Origin of the sequence: Micromonospora sp. NPDC047730, from assembly GCF_043204765.1 — a bacterium.
In the GTDB taxonomy this organism is placed as follows: Bacteria; Actinomycetota; Actinomycetes; order Mycobacteriales; family Micromonosporaceae; genus Micromonospora.
Window position 1 is genome coordinate 407,592 of sequence record NZ_JBIDCU010000003.1, and the last position, 20,851, is coordinate 428,442.

Consider the following 20,851-nt stretch of genomic DNA (forward strand, 5'->3'; position numbering starts at 1 on the left):
GCGGGACTCCGCTCCGCTGCGTTCCTCGCGCTCACCGAGCCACCCCCACGTGGGCGATGTCCTCCGCGTACAACCGGGTCCGGTCGTCGGCGGAGAGGTGACAGGCCACCAGGTGGCCGGGCGCGCCCGCCGGGCGCAGCTCCGGGACCTCGGTGCGCGAGCGGTCGCCGTTGCGATCGGCGTACCGGCAGCGCGGGTGGAAGGCGCAGCCGGGCGGGAGGTTGATCAGGCTGGGCGGGTTGCCCTTGATCGGCACCAGGTCCGCGTCCGCGTCGCCGTGCAGGGAGGGCACGCTGGAGAGCAGGCCCCAGGTGTACGGGTGCTGCGGCCGACGGAGCACCTGCTCGACGCTGCCGTGCTCGACGGCCCGCCCGCCGTACATGACCAGCACCTCGTCGGCGACCTGGCTGACCACACCCAGATCGTGCGTGATCATGATGATCGCGGAGTGGAACTCGGCCTGGAGGTCGGCCAGCAGGTCGAGGATCTGCGCCTGCACGGTCACGTCCAGGGCGGTGGTCGGTTCGTCGGCGATCAGCAGGTCCGGGTCGTTGACCAGCGCCATGGCGATCATCGCCCGCTGCCGCATGCCGCCGGAGAACTCGTGCGGGTACTGGTCGAAGCGGCGGGCCGGCTGCGGGATGCCGACCCGGCCCAGCATGTCCACCGCGCGCTGGCGGGCCTCGCGCTTGCCGGCCTTCGGGTGGTGCACCCGGTACGCCTCGGCGATCTGCCTGCCCACCGTGAAGTACGGGTGCAGCGCGGACAGCGGGTCCTGGAAGATCATCGCCATGTCCCGGCCGCGCAGCCGGCGTACCTCCTCCTCCGGCAGGCCGACCAGTTGGCGCCCGCCGACGGAGATCTCCCCGGTGATGGTGGTCCGCTTGGCGTTGTGCAGGCCGAGGATGGCCAGCGAGGTGACGCTCTTGCCCGAGCCCGACTCGCCGACGATGCCGAGCGTGCGCCCCCGCTCCACCGCGAAGGACACCCCGTCGACCGCGCGCACCACGCCGTCCTCGGTGTCGAAGCGGACCCGCAGGTCGCTCACCCGCAGGTACGGATCCTGGCCGGAGCGCTGCTCCGGCACGCTGGGGCGGCCCGGTTCCCCGGACGACGCCGACTCCGGACTGCCCACGACCGCCTCCCTCAGTGACGAAGAGAACCTACAGGAAATCACTGAGGGTGAAAATAAGCTACAAAACCGAGGGCTGTCAGCGGGCCACAGCGTAACGACTCTGCAACGGGCTCCGACACCCCCACCAGCACATCCACCGCCACAACTGAAACATCCGACGCACCTCAGGTGCGACCATGGCTGCGTCAGTCACGGGAGGATCCCGTCGATGAGGTGGAGGTGACCATGACCGCGGCGGTGTTCGGCCACGACGGCCCGTGGACCGAAGAGGAGTACCTCGCCCTCGGCGAGACGCAGGACCGCGTCGAGCTCTTCGACTGGAGCCTTCACGTGACCCCAGGACCCACCCCTCTTCACCAGAACATCTCTGGCGAGTTGCGCGCCGCGCTCCGGGCACCGGTCCGGGCAGCCGGCCTACGCGTGCTGGAAGCGGTGAACGTCCGGCTCCGGCCGGGACGCATCCCGATACCCGACCTTGTGATCACCAACGACGTCGATCTCCGCGTGCTCGTCATCGACGCCCGCGATGTGCGGCTGGTGTGCGAGATCATCGCACCGAGCAACGCCGCTACCGACAAGGTGCTCAAGATGCACTACTACGCGGCGGCCGGCATCGAGTGGTACCTCCTCGTGGAGCAGGAGAACCTGACCATGCACCTGTACCAGCGGCAGGGCGCCCACTACGTCGAGCGGTCGGTGACCAAGGCCGGCGACGAGCTGGAGCTGACCGAGCCCGTACGGGTCACGATCCGGCCGGAGGACCTGCTCGCCTGACGGATGTCGGTGGGCTCGCCTAGGGTCGGGCGCATGAGCGAGCGCCAGCGAGCGAATCATCAACGCAACCCGGTGGTGCCGTCGTGACCGAGTTCGACGCGGCGGCCGCCGCGGTGCAGGCCGCGCTCGACGCGGGAGCCCGATACGCCGACGCCCGGGTGATGCACCGCCGCTACGAGTCCATGTCGGCCCGCAACGGCGACATCGAGGAGCTGACCCAGGACGAGAGCATCGGGCTGGGCGTCCGCGCGCTGGTCGGGTCGAGCTGGGGCTTCCACGCCGTACCGGAGCTGTCCGACGCCGCCGCCCGCGAGGCCGGCCGGCGCGCCGCGCGGATCGCCGCGGCGAGCGCGCGGGTCCCGGGGCCGCCGATCGACCTGGTGCCGGCCGCGGCGGTGACCGCGAGCTGGGCGTCCCCCTGCGTGGTGGACCCGCTCGGCGTGCCGCTCTCCGACAAGGGTGACCTGCTGGTCGGTGCCACGCGGACGATGGCGGAGCACGGCGCCGACGTGGCCGAGGGCCTCTACCAGGTCTGGGACACGGCCAAGTGGTTCGTCTCCAGCGAGGGGCACCGGATCGACCAGCGGATCCGCGAGTGCGGCGGCGGCATCTCCGCCACCGCCGTCGGTGACGGGGAGACCCAGCGCCGCTCCTACCCGAGCTACCGAGGCCAATACGGCACCACCGGCTGGGAGCTGGTCACCTCGCTCGACCTGGCCGCGCATGCGGCGCGGATCGCCGAGGAGGCCCGGGCGCTGCTCACCGCGCCGCCCTGCCCCGCCGGCGAGACCGACCTCATCCTCGGCGGCGAGCAACTCGCCCTGCAGATCCACGAGTCGGTCGGGCACGCCATCGAGCTGGACCGGATCCTCGGCTGGGAGGCCGCCTTCGCCGGCACCTCCTGGTTGGACCTGGCCCAGCTCGGCTCGCTGCGCTACGGCTCCGAGCTCATGAACGTCACCATCGACCCCACCATCCCCGGCGCGCTCGGCAGCTTCGGCTTCGACGACGAGGGCTCCCCGGCCGTCAGGCGCGACGCGGTGCGCGAGGGGCGCTGGGTGGGCGTGCTCGCCGGCCGGGACTCGGCCGCCGTCGCCGGCCTGGACCACGGCGGCAGCGTACGCGCCGACGGCTGGGCCCGGCTGCCGATGGTGCGGATGACCAACGTGGGCCTGGAGCCCGGCCCGCACACCCTGGAGGAGATCGTCGCCGCCACCGACGACGGGGTGCTGATGGACGTCAACCGCTCCTGGTCGATCGACGACAAGCGGCTCAACTTCCAGTTCGGCTGCGAGATCGGCTGGGAGGTGAAGAAGGGCCGGCGTGGGCGGATGCTGCGCAACCCCACCTACACCGGCATCGGTCCCCTCTTCTGGCGTTCGATGGACATGCTCTCCTCGGAGACCGTCGCCTGGGGCACGCCCAACTGCGGCAAGGGCCAACCCGGCCAGGTGGGCCACACCGGCCACCCGGCCGCGCCGGCCCGCTTCCGCAACGTCCGGGTAGGAGTTCGTGCGTGAGCGCGAGTCCCGCAGTCGCGAACGAAAAGGGTGCAGCATGAGTGAGCTGGAGATGGCCGGTCAGGTGGTGGAGCTGGTCCGCCGGCTCGGCGGGCCCGACGCGCAGGCCGAGGCGGTGGTCACCCGGGCCGACCTGGCGCTGACCCGGTTCGCCAACTCGTTCATCCATCAGAACGTGGCCGAGTCCGGTGTCGAGGTCCGGCTGCGGCTGCACGTCGGCGGGCGCACGGCCGCCGGCAGCGGCAGCGTGGTCACCGCCGACGGGCTGCGCGCGCTGGTCGAGCGCACCCTCGCCGCGGCGCGGCTCTGTCCACCCGACCCGGCCTGGCCGGGCCTCGCCCCGCCGGCGCCGGCGCCGACTGCCGCGACCTTCGACGAGGCCACCGCGTACGCCGAGCCGGACGAGCGGGCCGAGCTGGTGCGCGCGTTCGTGGCGGCGGCCGGCGGGCTGGAGGCGGCCGGCTACTGCCGCACGGCGCACCGTTCCTCCGCGTTCGCCAATTCGGCCGGCCACTCGGCGTGGGGCCGTGCCGCCGAGGCGGCGATGGACGGCATCGCCCGCACCGGCGGCTCCGACGGCGTGGCCCGGTTCTGCGCCGACCGGCTGGCCGATATCGACGGCGCCGCGCTCGGCGCCCGGGCCGCGGCCAAGGCGCGCGCCGCGGCCGACCCGGTCGAGTTGCCGCCCGGCCGCTACGAGGTGGTGCTGGAGCCGGCCGCCGTCGCCGACCTGCTCCAGAATCTCTCCTGGTTCGGCTTCAACGGCAAGCGGTACGCCGAGCGGCAGTCCTTCGCCGAGCCGGGGGCGGCCCAGTTCGACCCGGCGGTCACCCTGGTCGACGACCCGCTCGGCGGCTCCGGGCTGCCGTTCGACGTCGAGGGCACGCCCCGGCGCGCCGTGACCCTGGTCGAGGCGGGCACCACCCGGACGGTGGCGCACGACCGGCGCACCGCCGTCGAGGTCGGCGCGGCCTCGACCGGGCACGCGCTGGCCGGCGCCGCGACGTGGGGCCCGATGCCCCGCAACCTGCGCCTGCACGCGGCCGGGCCGACGGGTGCCGGGGCCACCGGCGGCGCGCCGGCGGCGACGTCGGGCGCTGGCACGGCGGGCGCGGGCGGCGGCGTGGCGGGTGCGGTGGTCGACGGGGACACCGCCGGGATGGTCGGTCGGGTGCGGCGGGGGCTGCTGGTCAGCGACCTCTGGTACACCCGGGTGCTCGATCCGAAGAGCCTGGTCGTCACGGGCCTGACCCGCAACGGCGTCTGGCTGGTGGAGGACGGCGTGGTGACCCGGGCGGTCCGCGACCTGCGCTTCACCGAGTCCTACCCCCGAGCCCTCGGTCCCGGCGCGGTGCTCGGCGTCGGCAGCCGGGCGGTACGCCAGCCGGACCGGACGGACGGCGTCTGGTGGGAGGCCCCACCGCTGCGGCTGGCCTCCTGGAACTTCACGGGCGGCGCCTCCGGCTGACCCCGCGGCCCGCTCACAGACCGGAGCCCGGCGGCCCGCTCCACGGCGGAGTCGGGGCCGGCGACGCTTCCGGGTGAGTCGCGCGCGTACGACGGACAGGCGACCGGTGAGGTTCTTAACATCCGGACATCGATCATCGTTCGGGGCTTTCCACCGGCCGGGACACACGGGACACTGCCTTGCGCGGACGGCCCGCAAAGATCGGCGTAACGTGTGTCACTTAGCTGCGCCGTATCGCCGGCGCGGTCGTTGGTGTGCGCATGACGTGGCAAGCGGGTGCGGGTTCGCCGGTCCGCGTGCCGACCGGAAACTGATCCGCCCGCGCGTGCGGGCCCCGTCAGGGAGACGACTCGAATGACATCAACGGCAACGAGGCCGCGGGGGGCGCGGGCGCGCGCCGCCATCGCGGCGAAGACGTTGCGTACCGATCGCTGGTGGCTCGCCCCGCTGCTCACCGTGATCGGGCTCGGCGCTTGGGTCGCGTACGCGACGGTCCGGGTCTTCATGCACGACTACTACTGGGTCGACGCGTACCACTACCTGACCCCGTTCTACTCCCCCTGCGTCACCGAACGGTGCGTCGAGGGCTCCTCGCACTTCGGCAGCTTCCTGCCCGGCTGGTGGATCATCCCGGACGCCGCGCTGACCCTGCCGTTCCTGCTGCTGTTCCGCCTCACCTGCTACTACTACCGCAAGGCGTACTACCGGTCGTTCTGGCTGTCGCCGCCCGCGTGCGCGGTGCCGGACGGGCACCAGTCCTACGGCGGCGAGACCCGGTTCCCGCTGCTCGGCCAGAACCTGCACCGCTACTTCTTCTACGCCGCCGCCGTCATCTCGCTGATCAACACCTGGGACGCGATCCTGGCCTTCCACTCGCCGAAGGGCTTCGGGTTCGGTCTGGGCAACATCATCCTGCTCGGCAACGTGGTCATGCTGTGGGCGTACACGATCTCCTGCCACTCCTGCCGGCACATCATCGGCGGGCGGCTCAAGCACTTCTCCAAGCACCCGGTGCGCTACCGGGCCTGGACCTTCATCTCCGCCCTGAACGTCCGGCACATGCAGCTCGCCTGGATCACCCTCGGCACCCTGGCCCTGACGGACTTCTACGTCATGGCGGTCGCTGCGGGCTGGTTCAACGACCTGCGGTTCATCAACTAGAGGGCCCCCTGACATGACCAATCCTCACCACCACACGAGCTCCACCACGCGAATCGAACGACACCACTACGACGTCGTCGTGATCGGGGCCGGCGGCGCCGGCCTGCGCGCGGCGATCGAGGCCCGGCTCGCCGGCAAGAAGACCGCGATCATCTCGAAGTCGCTCTTCGGCAAGGCGCACACGGTGATGGCCGAGGGCGGCGCCGCCGCCGCGATGGGCAACGTGAACAGCCGGGACAACTGGCAGGTGCACTTCCGCGACACCATGCGCGGCGGCAAGTTCCTCAACAACTTCCGGATGGCCGAGCTGCACGCGAAGGAGTCGCCGCAGCGGATCTGGGAGCTGGAGACGTACGGCGCGCTCTTCGACCGCACCAAGGACGGGAAGATCTCGCAGCGCAACTTCGGCGGCCACGAGTACCCGCGCCTGGCGCACGTCGGCGACCGGACCGGCCTGGAGCTGATCCGCACCCTCCAGCAGAAGATCGTCTCCCTCCAGCAGGAGGACAAGCGGGAGCACGGCTCGTACGACGCCCGGATCAAGGTCTTCGCCGAGACCACCATCACCGAGTTGCTACTCGACGGCGACCGGGTCGCCGGCGCGTTCGGCTACTACCGGGAGTCCGGCGAGTTCGTCCTCTTCGAGGCGCCGGCTGTGGTGCTGGCGACCGGCGGCGTCGGCCGCTCCTACAAGGTCACCTCGAACTCGTGGGAGTACACGGGGGACGGGCACGCGCTGGCCCTGCGCGCCGGCGCGACGCTGATCAACATGGAGTTCCTCCAGTTCCACCCGACCGGCATGGTCTGGCCGGTGTCGGTGAAGGGGATCCTGGTCACCGAGTCGGTGCGCGGCGACGGCGGCGTGCTGAAGAACTCCGACGGCAAGCGGTTCATGTTCGACTACGTCCCCGACGTCTTCCGCAAGCAGTACGCGGACAACGAGGCCGAGGCGGATCGCTGGTACAAGGACCCGGACAACAACCGGCGCCCGCCGGAGCTGCTGCCCCGCGACGAGGTGGCCCGGGCGATCAACAGCGAGGTCAAGGCCGGCCGGGGCACCCCCGCCGGCGGCGTCTACCTGGACATCGCCTCCCGGCTGCCGGCCGAGGAGATCAGGCGCCGGCTGCCGTCGATGTACCACCAGTTCAAGGAACTGGCCGACGTCGACATCACCAAGGAGCCGATGGAGGTCGGGCCGACCTGCCACTACGTGATGGGCGGCGTGGAGGTGGACCCGGACTCGGGCGCCGCGTACGGCACCGTGCGGGGGCTCTTCGCCGCGGGTGAGGTCTCCGGCGGCATGCACGGCTCCAACCGGCTCGGCGGCAACTCGCTGTCCGACCTGCTGGTCTTCGGCAAGCGCGCGGGCGGCCACGCCGCCACGTACGCCGACAGCCTGCCGGCCCGCCCGAAGGTCCACGTCGCGGCGGTGGAGGCCGCGGTGGAGACCGCGCTGGCACCGTTGCAGCGGGACACCGGCGAGAGCCCGTACACCCTCCAGCAGGACCTCCAGGCGGTGATGGGCGACCTCGTCGGGATCATCCGGCGCGAGGGCGAGCTGGCCGACGCGCTGAGCCGGCTGGCGGAGCTGCGCGAGCGGGTGGCCAAGGTCAGCGCGAGCGGCGGCCGCCGCTACAACCCGGGCTGGCACCTGGCGCTGGACCTGCGCAACATGCTGGTGGTCTCGGAGTGCACCGCGAAGGCGGCGCTGGAGCGGCAGGAGTCGCGCGGCGGCCACACCCGGGAGGACTACCCGGCGATGGATCCGATGTGGCGCCGGGTCAACCTGGTCTGCTCGCTGGACGGCGACACCGTGCGCCTGGAGCGCAAGCCGCTGCCGAAGATGCGCGCGGAGCTGATCGGCCTCTTCGACCGCGCGGAGCTGGCCAAGTACCTCACGGACGAGGAGCTCGCCGAGTTCGACGCCCTCGTCGCCGACGCCGAGGCCGAGGAGGCGGGCAAGTAATGGCGGAGCAGAAGTCCCCCGGGGCCGGCAAGCCCGGCGCCAAGCGCCAGTTCCGCATCTGGCGCGGCGACGAGAACGGCGGCGACCTGCAGGACTACATGGTCGAGGTGAACGAGGGCGAGGTGGTCCTCGACGTCATCCACCGGCTCCAGGCCACCGACGCCCCGGATCTGGCCTGCCGGTGGAACTGCAAGGCCGGCAAGTGCGGCTCCTGCTCGATGGAGATCAACGGCAAGCCGCGGCTTAGCTGCATGACCCGGATGTCCACCTTCGCGGAGGACGAGACGGTCACGGTCACCCCACTGCGCACCTTCCCGATCATCCGGGACCTGGTCACCGACGTCTCGTTCAACTACGAGAAGGCGCGGGAGACCCCGGCGTTCGCGCCGCCGGCCGACCTGGCCCCGGGCGAGTACCGGATGCAGCAGGTCGACGTGGAACGCTCGCAGGAGTTCCGCAAGTGCATCGAGTGCTTCCTGTGCCAGAACGTCTGCCACGTGATCCGGGACCACGAGGAGAACAAGCAGGCGTTCTCCGGGCCGCGGTTCTTCATCCGGGCCGCGGAGCTGGACATGCACCCGCTCGACGCGAGGACCGACCGCAAGGAGTACGCGCAGGCCGAACAGGGCCTCGGATTCTGCAACATCACCAAGTGCTGCACCGAGGTCTGCCCGGAGCACATCAAGATCACGGACAACGGGATCATCCCCATGAAGGAGCGGGTCGTCGACCGCAGGTACGATCCCCTCGTGTGGCTTGGTAGCAAGATCTTCCGGAGGGGTCAGGTGCCTCAGACCATCGTGACCAGCGGGCACGCCAGCGGTGCGGTGCACGGCAGCGCGGCCCACGGGGGCGTGCACTCGCACGCGGGCGGCTCGCACGACCCGCAGTCCGAGGTGCAGGCGCAGCGCGGCGTCAACTGGCACCGCGAGGTGCCGAAGCCGACGGCGCCGGCCGTGGACACCCACGGCAGGCTTCCGCTGACGGAGCTCACCTTCGACCGGGCGGCGGCGCCGTCGCCGTTCGGCGAGGACGTGACCTTCCCGCTGCCGCCGGAGCACCTGAACTTCGCCCACCCGGAGCAGGACAAGCACTGAGGGCGTCGACGATGACGGGGGCCGCGGCTGTTGCCGCCGGCCCCCGTCCCGTTTCCGCCCGGGTGTCCGCTTCGGCTCAGCCGGGCACGAGGATCGGGCGGAGGGCGGCGACGATGGGGGCGTCGGCCGGCAGCCAGGTGACGCTGTCCAACTCGTCGGCGGAGAGCCAGCGCAGTGCCGAGTGCTCCAGCGCCTGCGGCTGGTCGCCGTGCAGCAGGCGGGCCGCGTACACCTTGAGCACGGAGCGGCCGTGCGCCATCCGGACGTTGCGGCCGACCCGGTCGCCGATTTCCACGCGTACGGCGAGTTCCTCGGCGCACTCGCGGACGAGCGCGGCGGTCTCGCTCTCGCCCGGCTCCACCTTGCCGCCGGGGAACTCCCACATGCCCGCCACCTCCGGCGGGGCGGCCCGGGCGCAGGCGAGCACCCTGCCGTTCCTGATGATCGCCGCCCCGACGACGACCCTCAGGTCCCGTCGTTCGGCCTGCCCGCCGCCGTTAGCCCGTTCGGTCCGCACGGGCGTCCAGCGTGCCAGATCAATCGGCGGTTTGGGTAGCGTGGCCGACCGTCAGGGCAGGAGAAGACGGAAGTGTGGGCGTGGACACACCCACCGTGCGACGACAGACTAGAGGGCACCGACAAGACACGGGACGGCGACGATTTGGCCACAAGCCGGCAACGGCGCCTGGGAGGTGCGGTGATGCGCGTGCTGTTCAACGGCCGGGCGAAGCACGACTACCTCAGCGACGCCCTCACCCTGCTCACCGGTTGGACCCGGGAGGGTGAGCAGATCCGACGGACCCTCGTGATCGACGACACGCAGCACGCGGCCCTCACCGAGCGGGTGAAGGTGGTCGCCGACGCGCTGCACCTGCGGCCCGAGATCAGCCGCCGCGCCGACCACACGCACATCAAGGTCGGGCACGGCAACGCCCCGCTGACCGAGCGCGAGGTGCTGCTGGCCGCGCGCATCGAGGACGCCTACCGCGCGGTCACCCAGCCCTGACCTACGCGTCGGCTACGCGGCGTCCTGGGGATACCAGCGCAGCTCGACGGAGTTGCCGTCCGGGTCCCGCACGTAGAGGGAGGTGGCGCTGCCGCGCGCGCCGAACCGGCCCACCGGTCCCTCCAGGACTGTGAACACCCCCGCGTCGACGGCGTGCTGCCAGTCCAGCGGCTCCACCACCAGGCAGAAGTGGTCGACGTTGGATTCGCCCCGGTCCCGACGGACGAGGTCGATGATGGTTTCCGGGCTGACGCGTACCGACGGGAACGGGACCTTGCCCGCCCGCCACTCGTCGACCCGCACCGGGGCCAGGCCCAGCACGTCGCAGTAGAAGCCCAACGCCCGCTCGACGTCGGAGACGTTGAGCACCAGGTGGTCGAAGCCCGTGACCCGCACGGCGCTCACGCGGCGTACGCCTTCACCGGGCAGACGGGTCGCCGGCCCGGCCGGTCGCCGAGGCCCCAGACCGGGTGGCCGTGCCACACCGCCCCGGTCGCGCCCGGCAGCGCCGCCTCGATGACGGGGAGGAGCTTCTCGCCGATCTCCCGCAGCGGGGCGTCGACGCCCGCCAGGTAGTCGGTCACTGTCGTCGTTTCCATGCCCCCACGATGCGCCGACCGGCCCGGCCGACCAAGACGCGATCACACTACGATCGTTGAGCCGGATTCAACGACGGGACACCGACGTGCTGGAACGCCACGAGCTGGAGACCTTCCTGACGCTCGCCGAGGAGTTGCACTTCGGCCGGACGGCCGAACGCCTGCGGGTGACGACCGGACGGATCAGCCACGTGGTCAAGAAGCTGGAACGTCGCATCGGCGCCCCGCTGTTCGCCCGCACCAGCCGGGTCGTGCAGCTCACCCCCATCGGCCGGCAGCTCGCCGACGACCTGGCGCCGCTGGTCGTCGGCATGGACGAGGCGGTACGCCGGGCCGTCGAGGCGGGGCGGGGCGTCACCGGGCGGCTGCGGGTCGCCTTCCTCGGCGAGTGGACCGCCCCGGTGCTACTCAAGGCCGTCGCCCTGTTCGCGCAGCGCCACCCGGACTGCCAGGTCGAGGTGCACGAGGTCCAGCTCTTCAACTCGCGGCCGAGCCTGGTGGACGGTTCGATCGACATCCTGATGGCCGCGTACCCGTTCGACGGGATGGCCTGCGGGCCGGCGCTGCTGGAGGAGGAGCGGGTGCTCGCGGTGCCGGCGGGGCACCCGCTGGCCCGGCAGGAGTCCGTCTCCCTGGAGGTGCTCGGCGACCACCCGGTGGTGCAGTACCCGGCGGTGACCTCGGTGGAGTTCAAGCGCGACCGCACGCCCGAGCACACCCCGTCGGGGCGGCCGGTGCCGAAGGGGCCGGCCGGCAACACCTTCTCGGAGATGCTGACGTTGGTCGCGATGGGGCGGGGCGTGCTGCCCGTGGGCGAGCACACCCGGCGCTACTACCCCCGCCCCGACGTGGCGTACGTGCCGATCCGCGACGCGCCGCCGATCCGGCGCGGCCTGGTCTGGCGGGAGAGCAACACCACGGCCCGGGTCCGCGAGTTCGTCCGGGCCGCGACCGACGCGAACGGACGCTGACCCGCGCCACGTTCGGCGGATGCCGGTCGTTCCGCAACGAAGTCGCCCGCACCCAGCACCGGATGGCATGATCGGTGTCGATGCGGCACGGCGAGTTCCACCATCCGCGGCTGGTCCGGGTCTACGACGCCGAGTGCCCCTGGTCGCGCGACGACGACTGGTTTCTGGCCCGGGTCTGCGAGACGCCCGCCGCCCGGGTGCTCGACCTGGGCTGCGGCACCGGGCGGCTCGCCCTCGGCATGGCCGCCGCCGGCCACACCGTCACCGGCGTCGACCCGGCCGGCCCCTCGCTGGCCGCCGCCCGCTCCAAGCGGGGCGCGGACCGGGTGACCTGGATCGAGGGCACCTCCGCGCTGCTGCCGGACCGGTCGTACGACGTGGCGGTGATGACCAGCCACGTGGCGCAGTTCTTCGTGGACGACGCCGAGTGGGCGCGTACCCTCGCCGACCTGGCCCGGGCGCTGGTGCCCGGCGGCCGGCTGGCGTTCGACTCGCGTGACCCGGCGGACCGGCGGTGGGAACGCTGGAACCCGGTCGACTCGCGGCGGCGCATCACCCTGCCGGGCGGCGAGATGGTGCGGGCGTGGACGGAGGTGACCGCCGTCGACGGCGGCACGGTCGCCTTCACCCACCACTACCTGTTCGGTGACGGCGAGGAGCTGCTCAGCTCGGCCACCCTGCGCTTCCGCACCGAGGACGAGCTGCGCGGGTCGCTGCGGGCCGCCGGGCTCGCAGTCGAGCGGATCCACGGCGGCTGGGGCGGAGAGCCGGTGGGCCGGGGCGACGGCGAGTTCCTCGTCCTGGCGCGCCGAGAGTGATCTTGGGCTGGCACGCCCGGCCTACCGTGAGGTCATGGCCAACGCGACGTACGACCGCAAGGAGCAGTTCCAGCAGATCCAGAGCGGCCTGCTCCAGGGGGAACAGATCATCGCCGTCTACGACGCCGTCGGCACGGGCACGGGCTTCATCGGCCTGACCGACCGGCGCGTGATCATCCAGGACCGCTCCTTCGTCGGCAAGCGGTACGCCATCACCAGCATCCCGTACTCGAAGATCACGAGCGTCAGCGTGGTCAGCAACAAGTCCTGGGGCGGCTCGTTCTTCTCCACCGGGGCGATCGCGATCCACGTCGGCACGCACACCTACGAGGTGGAGTTCCGCGGCGCCCAGAAGAGCCACCACGTGCACAACGTGATCTTGCACCACATCAGCTGAGCTGGCCGGCGCACTCGAGCAGGGCGCGACACTCCGCCTCGGCAGCCCGGCGGAACAGCGTGGCGGCCCGGTCACGAACGCCCTGCCTGTGCTGGCCGCCGATCAGGTCGAGCCGGCCCGCCCCGCCGGCGGCTGACCGCAGGCGACAACGGGGCCTGTCCCGCTACTCCCGCGAGTGGAACACCATGGCTGCCAACGCACCTGTTTGACACCCATGGTGTTCCACTCGTCCCGTCTGGACGACGGGTGGCGGCCGGGGGCGCCGACGCCACCGGGGCGTCGAGCTTTCGCCCGTCGCACCTCCTCGTCACCCCGAGGGACGGCGGCACCACAGCGGTCCGCGCCGTTCCCGACCAGGGACCGTCCACAGCCGTACCACGCCACGCCGGGCTGAAGACTGCTGGTGGCGGCCGACTGGCTCGCCCTCGCCGCGTTGATCTTCCGCCGACTGACCGAGCGCGGTCGCGGATCGATCGAGCCCGGCGGATGGCATTCAGTCCGAGCGCCGCCAGAACTGCCGCGGTGCGAAGCCCTCGCGTCGCAGCCAGTGTTCGGTGTACACGATGCGGTCCGCCTCCACCACCACGAGCGTGTCGCGGGGCGGCTCGGTCAGCGACCGGCCCCGCTCGACGTGCTCGTTCTCCCACCGGAACGCCGACCAGTAGTGCGCCCGGTCCGGATCGTCGGGGCTGAGCACCCGGGCCGAGCCGAACACCTGGGCGCCACGGCTGCTGGCCAGTCCCACCAGCGGCGCGAAGATGCCGACCGACACCCGGGGGTCGGCCGCGATGTTGCGCATCTTCGGCGACGCCGGGGCGGCAGTGAACAGCACCGCGAAGCCGAGCGGGTAGTACCGCACCGGCGTGGCGAGTGGCCCGTCCGGCCCGGCGGTGGCGAGCACGCACATGTTCTGCGACGAGAGCAGGTTGAGGATGCGCTCGGCCAGGCGTTCGCGCGGCAGCCGCCCGGTGGGGGTCGGCCCGGACAGCCACGGGTTCGTCGACACCACAGGCCTCACTGCTGGTCGAGCAGGAACGGCACGTCCGGGCAGGTCAGGCACACGAAGATGCGCAGCGCGCCGTAGCGGCCGACGACCACGCCGGTCGGCTCGTACGGGTCGTCGTCGTCCGGTGCGCCGTTCGCTCGGGCCGGGCGCCACCGGTCGGCTCCGTGCTCCGAGGAGTCGATGACGAGGGCCAGCGTGGTGGGACCGGCGCAGCGGGGGCACGGCGTCGGGCTCAGGTCCGTGAGGCTCCACCGGGCGTACCCGCCGACCTTCCAACCGGGTGCCATGAAGGTGTCGAGGTACTCCTCGTCCTCGTCCGCCTCGGCAAGCGCCCGCAGCTCCGCCGGCAACTCCTCGATGTACGGGTACTCGACGATCTGCTCCGGGTGCAGCCGGCACGGCTGGGGCACGTACCCTTCCGTCCCGGTCTCACCGCGCGGCGGCTCCGTCAGCGTGGCGGTGACGTCCGCCTCCCGCCGCCACCGCAGCTCCACGGTCGGCCCCCACGGCGGGGTGTCGTGCTCGAACGGGCACCACAGCACCTGCAACAGGTCCGCCCCGCCGGGCCGGGGCAGGTCGGGGACGTCCGCCGCGCGCAGTTGCGCCAGCGCCACCATCGGGTTCGGCCGGGGGTGGGGTCGCGGCCCGTACCGGTAGCCCACCGTCGGGCCGCCGTTCACCGAGCCCCAACCGCTGAAACCCGGGCCGACCAGCCGCGCTAGCTCCTCGTGCAGCTCGATCTCGCCGTCGGCCAGCACGTGCGCCACCGTACGGCGGCTCTCCGCCTCGCGCATCCGGGCCAACAGCTCCGCCGGGATCGGCACCTCCTCCTGCACCATGCACGGGGTGGCGCAGGTGGGCCAGGGCTCGTCGGCAGGCCACAGCAGCGGCCCTCCGACGTGGCTCTCGGTGGCCGTGACCGCCCCGCGACGGGGGTGCAGCCTGGTGGCCGTGCGGCCGAGCTTCTCCAGCCCGGGGTAGCGGGCGAGCACGTCGGGCGCCAACGGCGGAGTGATCATGGCGAGATGGTAGGGCCCACCGCACCCACCGCCGACGCCGGACCACCGGTCACAGTGGACCTCCGGTGCAGCCGCCATCCCGCCGCCGTCCAGCACACCCCCCAGAGCAGGAAGAACGGCGACCACAGCAGCAGGTCCCACCGTGCCAGTTCGCGAGCCAGCACGGCGTGTTCGGCCGGCGGTGGGCGGACTCCGGTCAACAGCAGCGCGTCACCGACGAAGCCGAACCCCAGCACCCCGATCGACCGGGCGACCATGAAGACTCCCAGCGTCCCGGCGATCGCGAGCAGCAGGCGGCGCGGGAGGGCCGCCCGCCAGGGCCGCAGCGTCGCCAGCGCGACCACGACGCCGACCACGGCGGCGGTGGCCAGCACCCAGTGGCTCGCCACGAACAGCGGGTCTCGCGCGAGCAGCCGCTCCCGCAGCTCCGGGGGCAGCGGGTCCTTGTCGGCCAGCGCGTTGGCCCCCAGCGCCTGCGCGAGTTTCATCGAGCCGTAGGCCGCGGCACAGGCCGCCGCCCCGTACGCGCCCCAGCGCGCGCGATCAGGCCGCGACACGCTTCGTCGCCGTCGCGTAGGACCGGATCGTCTCCAGGAGCAGCCCGATCACGACGAGCCCGAGGATCGCGTGGTACCACTGCCAGCCCACACCGATGCCGACGAACCCATCCACGACCATGATCATCGCGCCGGCCCCGACGGCCAGCAGCATGCCGGCGAGCGCCAGCAGCATCATCGTCCTCGGCACCCGGCGCCCCAGCGTCGTCACCGTGGCGACGGCGAGGCACGCGGCCAACAACCCGGTAGCGGTCGCCGACCACTGCGCGGTGGCCACGCCCATGACGTCGCGGGCGTAGCTCTCGTGCTCGGCGGCGGACACGACCGGACCACCCGGGAACCCGAGCCGGGACTGCGCGGCGAAGACGGCCTTTCCCGCGGCGTACCCGAGGAACAGCACCGCCAGGGAATACGCCGGCCATCGCCGGGCGCGAACGTGATTGACCATGGATACGACGGTATTGGCGGTGGGCCCCCGCCCCCTCCCGTCGATGAGGGAACCCTCTCCCTCGCGGGAGGGAGCAGCGGAGGACTACCGGTCGCGTGGCCGGAGGCCGCGCAGCGCCGTGTCCACCACCTGGTCGGCGTATTCGGGGGTCAGTGGGCCGGTGCGCTGGAGCCACCGGTTGAGGACCGGCCCGAACAGCATGTCGACTGCCACGTCGAGTTCGACGTCCTCGGCCAGCTGCCCCGCACGCTGGGCGGCGCGCAGACGCTCCTTCTTCAGCTCCCGCATGGGCTCGTCCAACCGCTTCGCGTAGTCGGCGGCCAGGGCGGGATCGTGGACGATCTCGGTGTGCAGTGCGCGCATGGGCTGGTCGTAGCGTGGGTCGTTCAGTTCGGCGACGGTGGCCCGCAGGACTACCTTCAGGTCGGCCGCTAGGTCGCCGGTGTCGGGCAGGGCACCGCTCTGGCCGTCCTGCCCCTCGGTGGTGAGCGCGAGGAAGGCGTCGAACAGCAGCGCGCCCTTCGAGGGCCACCAGCGGTAGATGGTCTGTTTGCCGACGCCGGCGGCGGCGGCGATGCCCTCGATGCTGAGCCTCGCGTACCCCAGCTCACCGACCAGGTCGAAGGCGGCGGCGAGGATGGCTCGTCGTGCCGTCTGGCTGCGGCGGCTGGCGTCGGGGGCGACCTTCTGCGTGGGCACGGGTCCAAATCTAGCAAGAGAGACGAGACGGTCCGTCTTGACAGGCGGGCCGAATCGGGTATGGTCGCCTCCAGCAGCGAGACGAGACGGTCCGTCTCGTGCAATCGAAGGGACGCTCATGGAAACCTCAGGCACCACCGCATCCCGGGTCTGGTTCGTCACCGGGGCCAGCCGTGGCCTCGGCCGCGCCTTCACCGAGGCCGCGCTCGCCGCCGGCGACCGGGTCGTCGGCGCGGCCCGCGACGTCTCGCCGCTCGACGACCTCGCCGCCCGACACCCCGACCGGCTGCTGGCACTGCGCCTCGATGTCACGGACCGCGCGGCGGTCCTCGACGTCGTCGCCCGGGCGGTCCGGCACTTTGGCCGGCTCGACATCGTCGTCAACAATGCCGGGGCGCTCTTCGCCGGCATGGTGGAGGAGTTCACCGAAGCCGAGGCCCGCGCCCAGTTCGACCTCAACTTCTTCGGCACGCTCTGGGTCAGCCAGGCCGTCCTGCCGCACCTGCGGGCCCAGGGCGCCGGACACATCGTGCAGATCTCCAGCATCGGTGCGCTCGGCGGTTTTCCCAGCACGGGGCTCTACAGCGCGAGCAAGTTCGCGCTGGAGGGCATGAGCGAGGCGCTGGCCGCCGAGGCCGCCCCGTTCGGCGTCAAGGTCACCATCGTCCAGCCGGGCGGCTACTGGACGGACCTCTACACCAGCAGCACGGCGACCACCCCGCACCCCGCCTACGACGCGCTGCGCGCGGAACTGGCGAAGCAGTGGGCCGAGGGGTCGATCGACAGCGAGCCCCGGCTGGCCGCCGAGGCCCTGATGACGCTGGTCGCCAGCGACGACCCGCCGCTGCGACTGCTGCTGGGCAGCATGGTCTACGACCTCGCCTTCGACATCTCCAAGCGACGCATGGACACCTGGGCGGGCTGGGAAGAGGTGAGTCGCGCCGCCGAGAAGGCGGTCCCGGCGCCGGGGGCCGCGCTGACCTGAGCCGTCGTCGCGAGGGCCGAAGCCGGCGGGTCAGGCGGGCCTGACCCGGGCGAGCTGCACGAGGCCGATCCAGGCCCTGCCCGGCGAGCGAGCCCTCCTGACCTGGGGAAACCGGCCGGTTTCAGACGTTGAAGCGGAACTCCACGACGTCGCCGTCCTGCATCACGTACTCCTTGCCCTCGATGCGGACCTTGCCCGCCGCCTTGGCCGCCGCCATCGATCCGGCGGCGACCAGGTCGGCGTAGGAGACCACCTCGGCCTTGATGAAGCCGCGCTGGAAGTCGGAGTGGATGACCCCTGCGGCCTCCGGCGCGGTCGCGCCGACCGGAACGGTCCAGGCCCGCGCCTCCTTGGGGCCGGCGGTGAGGTACGTCTGAAGCCCGAGCGTGCGGAAGCCGACCCGGACGAGCTGGTCCAGGCCCGGCTCCTGCTGACCGATCGACTCCAGCAGCTCGCGGGCCTCCTCCTCGGGCAGGTCCACCAGCTCGGACTCGATCTTGGCGTCCATGAAGACGGCCTCGGCCGGGGCGACCAGGGCGCGCAGTTCGTCGAGGAACTCGGCGTTGCCCAGCTCGGCCTCGTCGACGTTGAAGACGTACAGGAAGGGCTTCGTGGTGAGCAGGTGCAGCTCGCGCAGGTGCTCCAGCTCGATGCCCGCGTCCTTGGCACCCGCGTAGAGGGTGACGCCGGTGTCGAGCAGCTCGACGGCCTTCTTGGCGGCGGTCACCGCGGCGGCCCGGTCCTTGCGGAGCTTGGCCTCCTTCTCCAGCCGCAGCACCGCCTTCTCCAGGGTCTGGAGGTCGGCGAGGATCAGCTCGGTGTTGATCGTCTCGATGTCGTCGGCCGGGGAGACCTTGCCGTCGACGTGCACCACGTTCGGGTCGGAGAAGGCCCGCACCACCTGGCAGATCGCCGAGGCGTCGCGGATGTTCGCCAGGAACGCGTTGCCCCGGCCCTGCCCCTTGGAGGCGCCGCGCACCAGGCCGGCGATGTCGACGAACGACACGGGGGCGGGCAGTACCTTCTGCGAGCTGAAGATCTCGGCGAGCTTGTGCAGCCGCTCGTCCGGCAGCCCGACAACGCCGACGTTGGGCTCGATGGTGGCGAACGGGTAGTTCGCCGCGAGCACGTCGTTCTTGGTCAGCGCGTTGAACAGGGTGCTCTTGCCGACGTTGGGCAGGCCGACGATGCCGATGGTGAGACTCACGACGAGCCAGCTTACGCCGTTCGCCGCCGCCCTTGGACAGGCAGGTTCCACACCGGCGGAAAACGGCCGCCGGAGATCGCCCGACCGTTGTTACGGTGCCACGGTTGCGCGCGAGCGACCCCAAGGAGGCGGGATGAGCCGGCTGCCGGAGCTGTACGTCGCGGTCGACGTGGAGGCGGACGGGCCGATCCCCGGGCCGTACAGCATGATCTCGCTCGGCATGGCCGTCGCCGGCCGGCCGGAGCTGGCCTTCTACACGGAGCTGAAGCCGATCTCCGACGAGTTCGTGCCGGCCGCGCTCGCCGTCTCCGGGCTGGACCGGGACCGGCTGCTCCGGGAGGCGCCCCCGGCCGAGGAGGCGATGGGCGCCGCCGCGAGATGGGTCAACGGGCTGCGCGAGATCGGCCGCCCGGTGTTCCTCGCCGCCCCGGCCGTCTGGGACGGCATGTTCGTGCACTGGTACTTCACCCGGTTCGTCGGGCACAGCCCGTTCGGCGCCACCGGTTCCGGTGTCGACCTGCGCAGCTACTGGATGGGGCTGACCGGCTGCGAGTGGGTGCGTACCCGCAAGGGCACGGTCAAGCACGAGCTGGGCCTGACCGACGTGCCGCACACCCACCACGCCGGGGAGGACGCCGCCGAGCTGGCCCAGGTCTTCGACGCGGTCCTGCGTCGCCGCGGCCGGGAGCGGTAGGAGTCAGCCGAGCAGGCGCGGCCCGATCGGGGTCTCCCGCACGCTGCCGTCCGGGCCGCGGCTGACCTCGTACGCGCAGACGCCCGGACGGTCCGCGACCGCCTCGACCAGCCGCTCGCCCCGGTAGAGCAGGCCGGTGCCGTCGTCGGTGCAGTGCGCGGTCGGCAGCGTGCCGTCGCCGACCAGCCGGTGCATCAGCGGCCGGCGCTGCTCCTCGCTGTCGTAGTGCACGCCGTTGCCGTAGGGCAGCCAGCCCAGCCCGTCGGCGAAGCCGCGAAGAGTGGTGCCGAAGCTGTCGGTGGCGCCGCCGGCGTGCCAGCAGATCGAGCCGGCGGAGACGCCGCCCAGCACGACGCCGGCCTCCCAGCACTCCCGCAGGATCTCGCCGAGGCCGTGCACCCGCCACACCGCGCAGAGGTTCGCGACGCTGCCGCCGCCCACCCAGACCACGTCCTGCGCGAGCAGGTGGGCGCGGATGTCGTCGACGTTCGGCATCGGGAAGAGCGCCAGGTGCGTCATCCGGAACCGGCTGCCGGCGAACGCCTCGTAGACCCGGGCCAGCGTGGTCGGCTGGTCGCCCTCGGCCTGGTTGAGGAAGCAGAGCCTCGGCTCGGGCCCGGCGCCGGCCAGCTCGGCGGCGAGGTCGAAGACGGGGTTGACCCGCCGGGCGCCGCCGTCACGGCGGGGAGCGTAGATGCCCATGCTGGTGGCGAGGATGGTCGGTTCGCTGGCGGGCACGGTCGTCCTTCCGTCGGTGTCGGCACCGCCCATCCTGCCGCCCCGTCGGTCAGCGGCGCGGGCCGGGCTGGCGCGGGCGGTCAGTCGCGGGGGCCGGGCTGGCGCGGGACGACCGGCTCGATCCGCAGGGCGCCCGGGGCCAGTGCCCCGGCGGCGGCGAGCGGCAGGGTGAAGCGGGCGTCGGCGGCGGGACCGGCCGCGTACGACTCGCGGAGCATCCAGCGCACCTCGTCGGCCGTCCAGCCCAGCCCGGACCGGCCGGCGATCTCCCGAACCAGGCGCAGCGCCACCCGGGTGTCGTCGTCGTAGAAGCGCATGCACCAGTGGTGCACCCACATGCCCAGCGCGCGGAGCCCGTCGGCGTCCAGCGAACGCACCAGCCGACCGCAGGCGGTGTCGCCGAACGCCCGCCCCGGGTCACCGGCCCGGTCCCGCTCGATCGCGCCGACGGCGGACGGGGCGACCGCGCGCATCCGGTCGTAGAAGCCCTGCACCACCGCGTCGTCCAGCGGGGGGTGCCCGTCCCGTGTCGACGCCGCTTCCCGACCCGCCACGCTCGCCATTGCCGCACCCCTTCTTGAGTTGG

General features: G+C 72.3%; 24 protein-coding genes. 12 read left to right on the forward strand and 12 right to left on the reverse strand.

Features of this window, described 5'->3' with window-relative positions; genetic code table 11:
* Positions 1-31: 31 nt before the first annotated feature.
* The gene (locus ACGF5G_RS11195; protein ID WP_393261689.1) at positions 32-1,087 is read right to left on the reverse strand and encodes an ABC transporter ATP-binding protein; all 1,056 of its coding nucleotides are present in this window, start codon (positions 1,085-1,087) and stop codon (positions 32-34) included.
* 273 nt (positions 1,088-1,360) lie between these two features.
* Here ACGF5G_RS11195 and ACGF5G_RS11200 point away from each other — a divergent pair, with 273 nt between their 5' ends.
* The 6 genes from ACGF5G_RS11200 to ACGF5G_RS11225 all read left to right on the forward strand — a co-directional run bounded on the left by ACGF5G_RS11200 (position 1,361) and on the right by ACGF5G_RS11225 (position 9,121).
* On the forward strand, positions 1,361-1,909 hold the full coding sequence (locus ACGF5G_RS11200; protein WP_393261691.1) for a Uma2 family endonuclease: 549 nt from the start codon (positions 1,361-1,363) through the stop codon (positions 1,907-1,909).
* Positions 1,910-1,992: 83 nt separating this feature from the next.
* Entirely contained in the window at positions 1,993-3,429 is a 1,437-nt protein-coding gene (locus ACGF5G_RS11205; protein WP_357694407.1) for a TldD/PmbA family protein, read from the forward strand.
* Between the two features lie 37 nt (positions 3,430-3,466).
* Entirely contained in the window at positions 3,467-4,897 is a 1,431-nt protein-coding gene (locus tag ACGF5G_RS11210; protein ID WP_393261368.1) for a TldD/PmbA family protein, read from the forward strand.
* 354 nt (positions 4,898-5,251) lie between these two features.
* Positions 5,252-6,058, forward strand: coding sequence for a hypothetical protein (locus tag ACGF5G_RS11215; RefSeq protein WP_350703904.1), 807 nt, complete (start codon positions 5,252-5,254; stop codon positions 6,056-6,058).
* Between the two features lie 13 nt (positions 6,059-6,071).
* A complete protein-coding gene (locus ACGF5G_RS11220) occupies positions 6,072-8,024 on the forward strand; it encodes a fumarate reductase/succinate dehydrogenase flavoprotein subunit (RefSeq protein WP_393261370.1) in 1,953 nt (650 codons plus the stop codon).
* Positions 8,024-9,121, forward strand: coding sequence for a succinate dehydrogenase/fumarate reductase iron-sulfur subunit (locus ACGF5G_RS11225; RefSeq protein ID WP_393261372.1), 1,098 nt, complete (start codon positions 8,024-8,026; stop codon positions 9,119-9,121). The genes ACGF5G_RS11220 and ACGF5G_RS11225 overlap by 1 nt, the downstream gene beginning before the upstream one ends.
* Before the next feature lie 76 nt (positions 9,122-9,197).
* Here ACGF5G_RS11225 and ACGF5G_RS11230 read toward each other — a convergent pair whose 3' ends face one another.
* On the reverse strand, positions 9,198-9,638 hold the full coding sequence (locus tag ACGF5G_RS11230) for a (deoxy)nucleoside triphosphate pyrophosphohydrolase (protein ID WP_393261374.1): 441 nt from the start codon (positions 9,636-9,638) through the stop codon (positions 9,198-9,200).
* A gap of 183 nt (positions 9,639-9,821) precedes the next feature.
* On the opposite strand from ACGF5G_RS11230, the gene ACGF5G_RS11235 reads away from it, so the two are divergent.
* Entirely contained in the window at positions 9,822-10,127 is a 306-nt protein-coding gene (locus tag ACGF5G_RS11235; protein ID WP_350703912.1) for a 4a-hydroxytetrahydrobiopterin dehydratase, read from the forward strand.
* A 12-nt stretch (positions 10,128-10,139) separates the two neighbouring features.
* Here ACGF5G_RS11235 and ACGF5G_RS11240 read toward each other — a convergent pair whose 3' ends face one another.
* Together ACGF5G_RS11240 and ACGF5G_RS11245 are read right to left on the reverse strand one after the other, a co-directional pair.
* A complete protein-coding gene (locus tag ACGF5G_RS11240; protein ID WP_350703914.1) occupies positions 10,140-10,532 on the reverse strand; it encodes a VOC family protein in 393 nt (130 codons plus the stop codon).
* Positions 10,529-10,726, reverse strand: coding sequence for a hypothetical protein (locus ACGF5G_RS11245; RefSeq protein WP_393261377.1), 198 nt, complete (start codon positions 10,724-10,726; stop codon positions 10,529-10,531). Before ACGF5G_RS11245 ends, ACGF5G_RS11240 begins: the two co-directional genes overlap by 4 nt.
* An 86-nt stretch (positions 10,727-10,812) precedes the next feature.
* Between ACGF5G_RS11245 and ACGF5G_RS11250 the strand changes: the two genes are divergently transcribed.
* From ACGF5G_RS11250 to ACGF5G_RS11260, 3 genes are all read left to right on the forward strand, one after another.
* Entirely contained in the window at positions 10,813-11,697 is an 885-nt protein-coding gene (locus ACGF5G_RS11250) for a LysR family transcriptional regulator (protein WP_393261694.1), read from the forward strand.
* Positions 11,698-11,777: 80 nt separating this feature from the next.
* Complete coding sequence (locus ACGF5G_RS11255; protein ID WP_393261378.1) at positions 11,778-12,515, forward strand: class I SAM-dependent methyltransferase; 738 nt, start codon at positions 11,778-11,780, stop codon at positions 12,513-12,515.
* 34 nt (positions 12,516-12,549) lie between these two features.
* On the forward strand, positions 12,550-12,912 hold the full coding sequence (locus tag ACGF5G_RS11260; RefSeq protein ID WP_091103067.1) for a PH domain-containing protein: 363 nt from the start codon (positions 12,550-12,552) through the stop codon (positions 12,910-12,912).
* Positions 12,913-13,405: 493 nt separating this feature from the next.
* On the opposite strand, the gene ACGF5G_RS11265 is transcribed toward ACGF5G_RS11260, so the two are convergent.
* From ACGF5G_RS11265 to ACGF5G_RS11285, 5 genes are all read right to left on the reverse strand, one after another.
* Entirely contained in the window at positions 13,406-13,921 is a 516-nt protein-coding gene (locus tag ACGF5G_RS11265) for a pyridoxamine 5'-phosphate oxidase family protein (RefSeq protein WP_393261380.1), read from the reverse strand.
* A 5-nt stretch (positions 13,922-13,926) separates the two neighbouring features.
* Positions 13,927-14,937, reverse strand: a complete 1,011-nt coding sequence (locus ACGF5G_RS11270; protein ID WP_393261383.1) for a hypothetical protein — start codon at positions 14,935-14,937, stop codon at positions 13,927-13,929.
* Positions 14,934-15,494 carry a DUF3995 domain-containing protein gene (locus ACGF5G_RS11275; RefSeq protein ID WP_393261385.1) on the reverse strand — a complete coding sequence of 187 codons (561 nt, stop codon included), beginning with the start codon at positions 15,492-15,494 and terminating at the stop codon, positions 14,934-14,936. Before ACGF5G_RS11275 ends, ACGF5G_RS11270 begins: the two co-directional genes overlap by 4 nt.
* On the reverse strand, positions 15,481-15,942 hold the full coding sequence (locus tag ACGF5G_RS11280; RefSeq protein ID WP_393261387.1) for a hypothetical protein: 462 nt from the start codon (positions 15,940-15,942) through the stop codon (positions 15,481-15,483). The genes ACGF5G_RS11275 and ACGF5G_RS11280 overlap by 14 nt, the downstream gene beginning before the upstream one ends.
* Positions 15,943-16,026: 84 nt before the next feature.
* Positions 16,027-16,641, reverse strand: coding sequence for a TetR/AcrR family transcriptional regulator (locus ACGF5G_RS11285; protein ID WP_393261389.1), 615 nt, complete (start codon positions 16,639-16,641; stop codon positions 16,027-16,029).
* Positions 16,642-16,759: 118 nt separating this feature from the next.
* Here ACGF5G_RS11285 and ACGF5G_RS11290 point away from each other — a divergent pair, with 118 nt between their 5' ends.
* Positions 16,760-17,626, forward strand: a complete 867-nt coding sequence (locus tag ACGF5G_RS11290; protein WP_393261391.1) for an SDR family oxidoreductase — start codon at positions 16,760-16,762, stop codon at positions 17,624-17,626.
* Between the two features lie 121 nt (positions 17,627-17,747).
* On the opposite strand, the gene ychF is transcribed toward ACGF5G_RS11290, so the two are convergent.
* Complete coding sequence (ychF, locus tag ACGF5G_RS11295) at positions 17,748-18,833, reverse strand: redox-regulated ATPase YchF (RefSeq protein WP_393261394.1); 1,086 nt, start codon at positions 18,831-18,833, stop codon at positions 17,748-17,750.
* Between the two features lie 133 nt (positions 18,834-18,966).
* On the opposite strand from ychF, the gene ACGF5G_RS11300 reads away from it, so the two are divergent.
* On the forward strand, positions 18,967-19,527 hold the full coding sequence (locus tag ACGF5G_RS11300) for an exonuclease (protein WP_393261397.1): 561 nt from the start codon (positions 18,967-18,969) through the stop codon (positions 19,525-19,527).
* Between the two features lie 3 nt (positions 19,528-19,530).
* On the opposite strand, the gene ACGF5G_RS11305 is transcribed toward ACGF5G_RS11300, so the two are convergent.
* Together ACGF5G_RS11305 and ACGF5G_RS11310 are read right to left on the reverse strand one after the other, a co-directional pair.
* On the reverse strand, positions 19,531-20,265 hold the full coding sequence (locus ACGF5G_RS11305) for a Type 1 glutamine amidotransferase-like domain-containing protein (RefSeq protein WP_393261399.1): 735 nt from the start codon (positions 20,263-20,265) through the stop codon (positions 19,531-19,533).
* Between the two features lie 80 nt (positions 20,266-20,345).
* Positions 20,346-20,828, reverse strand: a complete 483-nt coding sequence (locus ACGF5G_RS11310; protein ID WP_393261401.1) for a hypothetical protein — start codon at positions 20,826-20,828, stop codon at positions 20,346-20,348.
* Between the last annotated feature and the right edge of the window lie 23 nt (positions 20,829-20,851).

Coding starts and splice junctions, on each gene's coding strand:
- ACGF5G_RS11200 (WP_393261691.1), top strand. CDS start 1,361: ATGACCGCGGCGGTGTTCGGCCACGACGGCCCGTGGACCGAAGAGGAG.
- ACGF5G_RS11210 (WP_393261368.1), top strand. CDS start 3,467: ATGAGTGAGCTGGAGATGGCCGGTCAGGTGGTGGAGCTGGTCCGCCGG.
- ACGF5G_RS11215 (WP_350703904.1), top strand. CDS start 5,252: ATGACATCAACGGCAACGAGGCCGCGGGGGGCGCGGGCGCGCGCCGCC.
- ACGF5G_RS11220 (WP_393261370.1), top strand. CDS start 6,072: ATGACCAATCCTCACCACCACACGAGCTCCACCACGCGAATCGAACGA.
- ACGF5G_RS11225 (WP_393261372.1), top strand. CDS start 8,024: ATGGCGGAGCAGAAGTCCCCCGGGGCCGGCAAGCCCGGCGCCAAGCGC.
- ACGF5G_RS11235 (WP_350703912.1), top strand. CDS start 9,822: ATGCGCGTGCTGTTCAACGGCCGGGCGAAGCACGACTACCTCAGCGAC.
- ACGF5G_RS11245 (WP_393261377.1), bottom strand. CDS start 10,726: ATGGAAACGACGACAGTGACCGACTACCTGGCGGGCGTCGACGCCCCG.
- ACGF5G_RS11255 (WP_393261378.1), top strand. CDS start 11,778: ATGCGGCACGGCGAGTTCCACCATCCGCGGCTGGTCCGGGTCTACGAC.
- ACGF5G_RS11260 (WP_091103067.1), top strand. CDS start 12,550: ATGGCCAACGCGACGTACGACCGCAAGGAGCAGTTCCAGCAGATCCAG.
- ACGF5G_RS11270 (WP_393261383.1), bottom strand. CDS start 14,937: ATGATCACTCCGCCGTTGGCGCCCGACGTGCTCGCCCGCTACCCCGGG.
- ACGF5G_RS11280 (WP_393261387.1), bottom strand. CDS start 15,942: ATGGTCAATCACGTTCGCGCCCGGCGATGGCCGGCGTATTCCCTGGCG.
- ACGF5G_RS11290 (WP_393261391.1), top strand. CDS start 16,760: ATGGAAACCTCAGGCACCACCGCATCCCGGGTCTGGTTCGTCACCGGG.
- ACGF5G_RS11300 (WP_393261397.1), top strand. CDS start 18,967: ATGAGCCGGCTGCCGGAGCTGTACGTCGCGGTCGACGTGGAGGCGGAC.
- ACGF5G_RS11310 (WP_393261401.1), bottom strand. CDS start 20,828: ATGGCGAGCGTGGCGGGTCGGGAAGCGGCGTCGACACGGGACGGGCAC.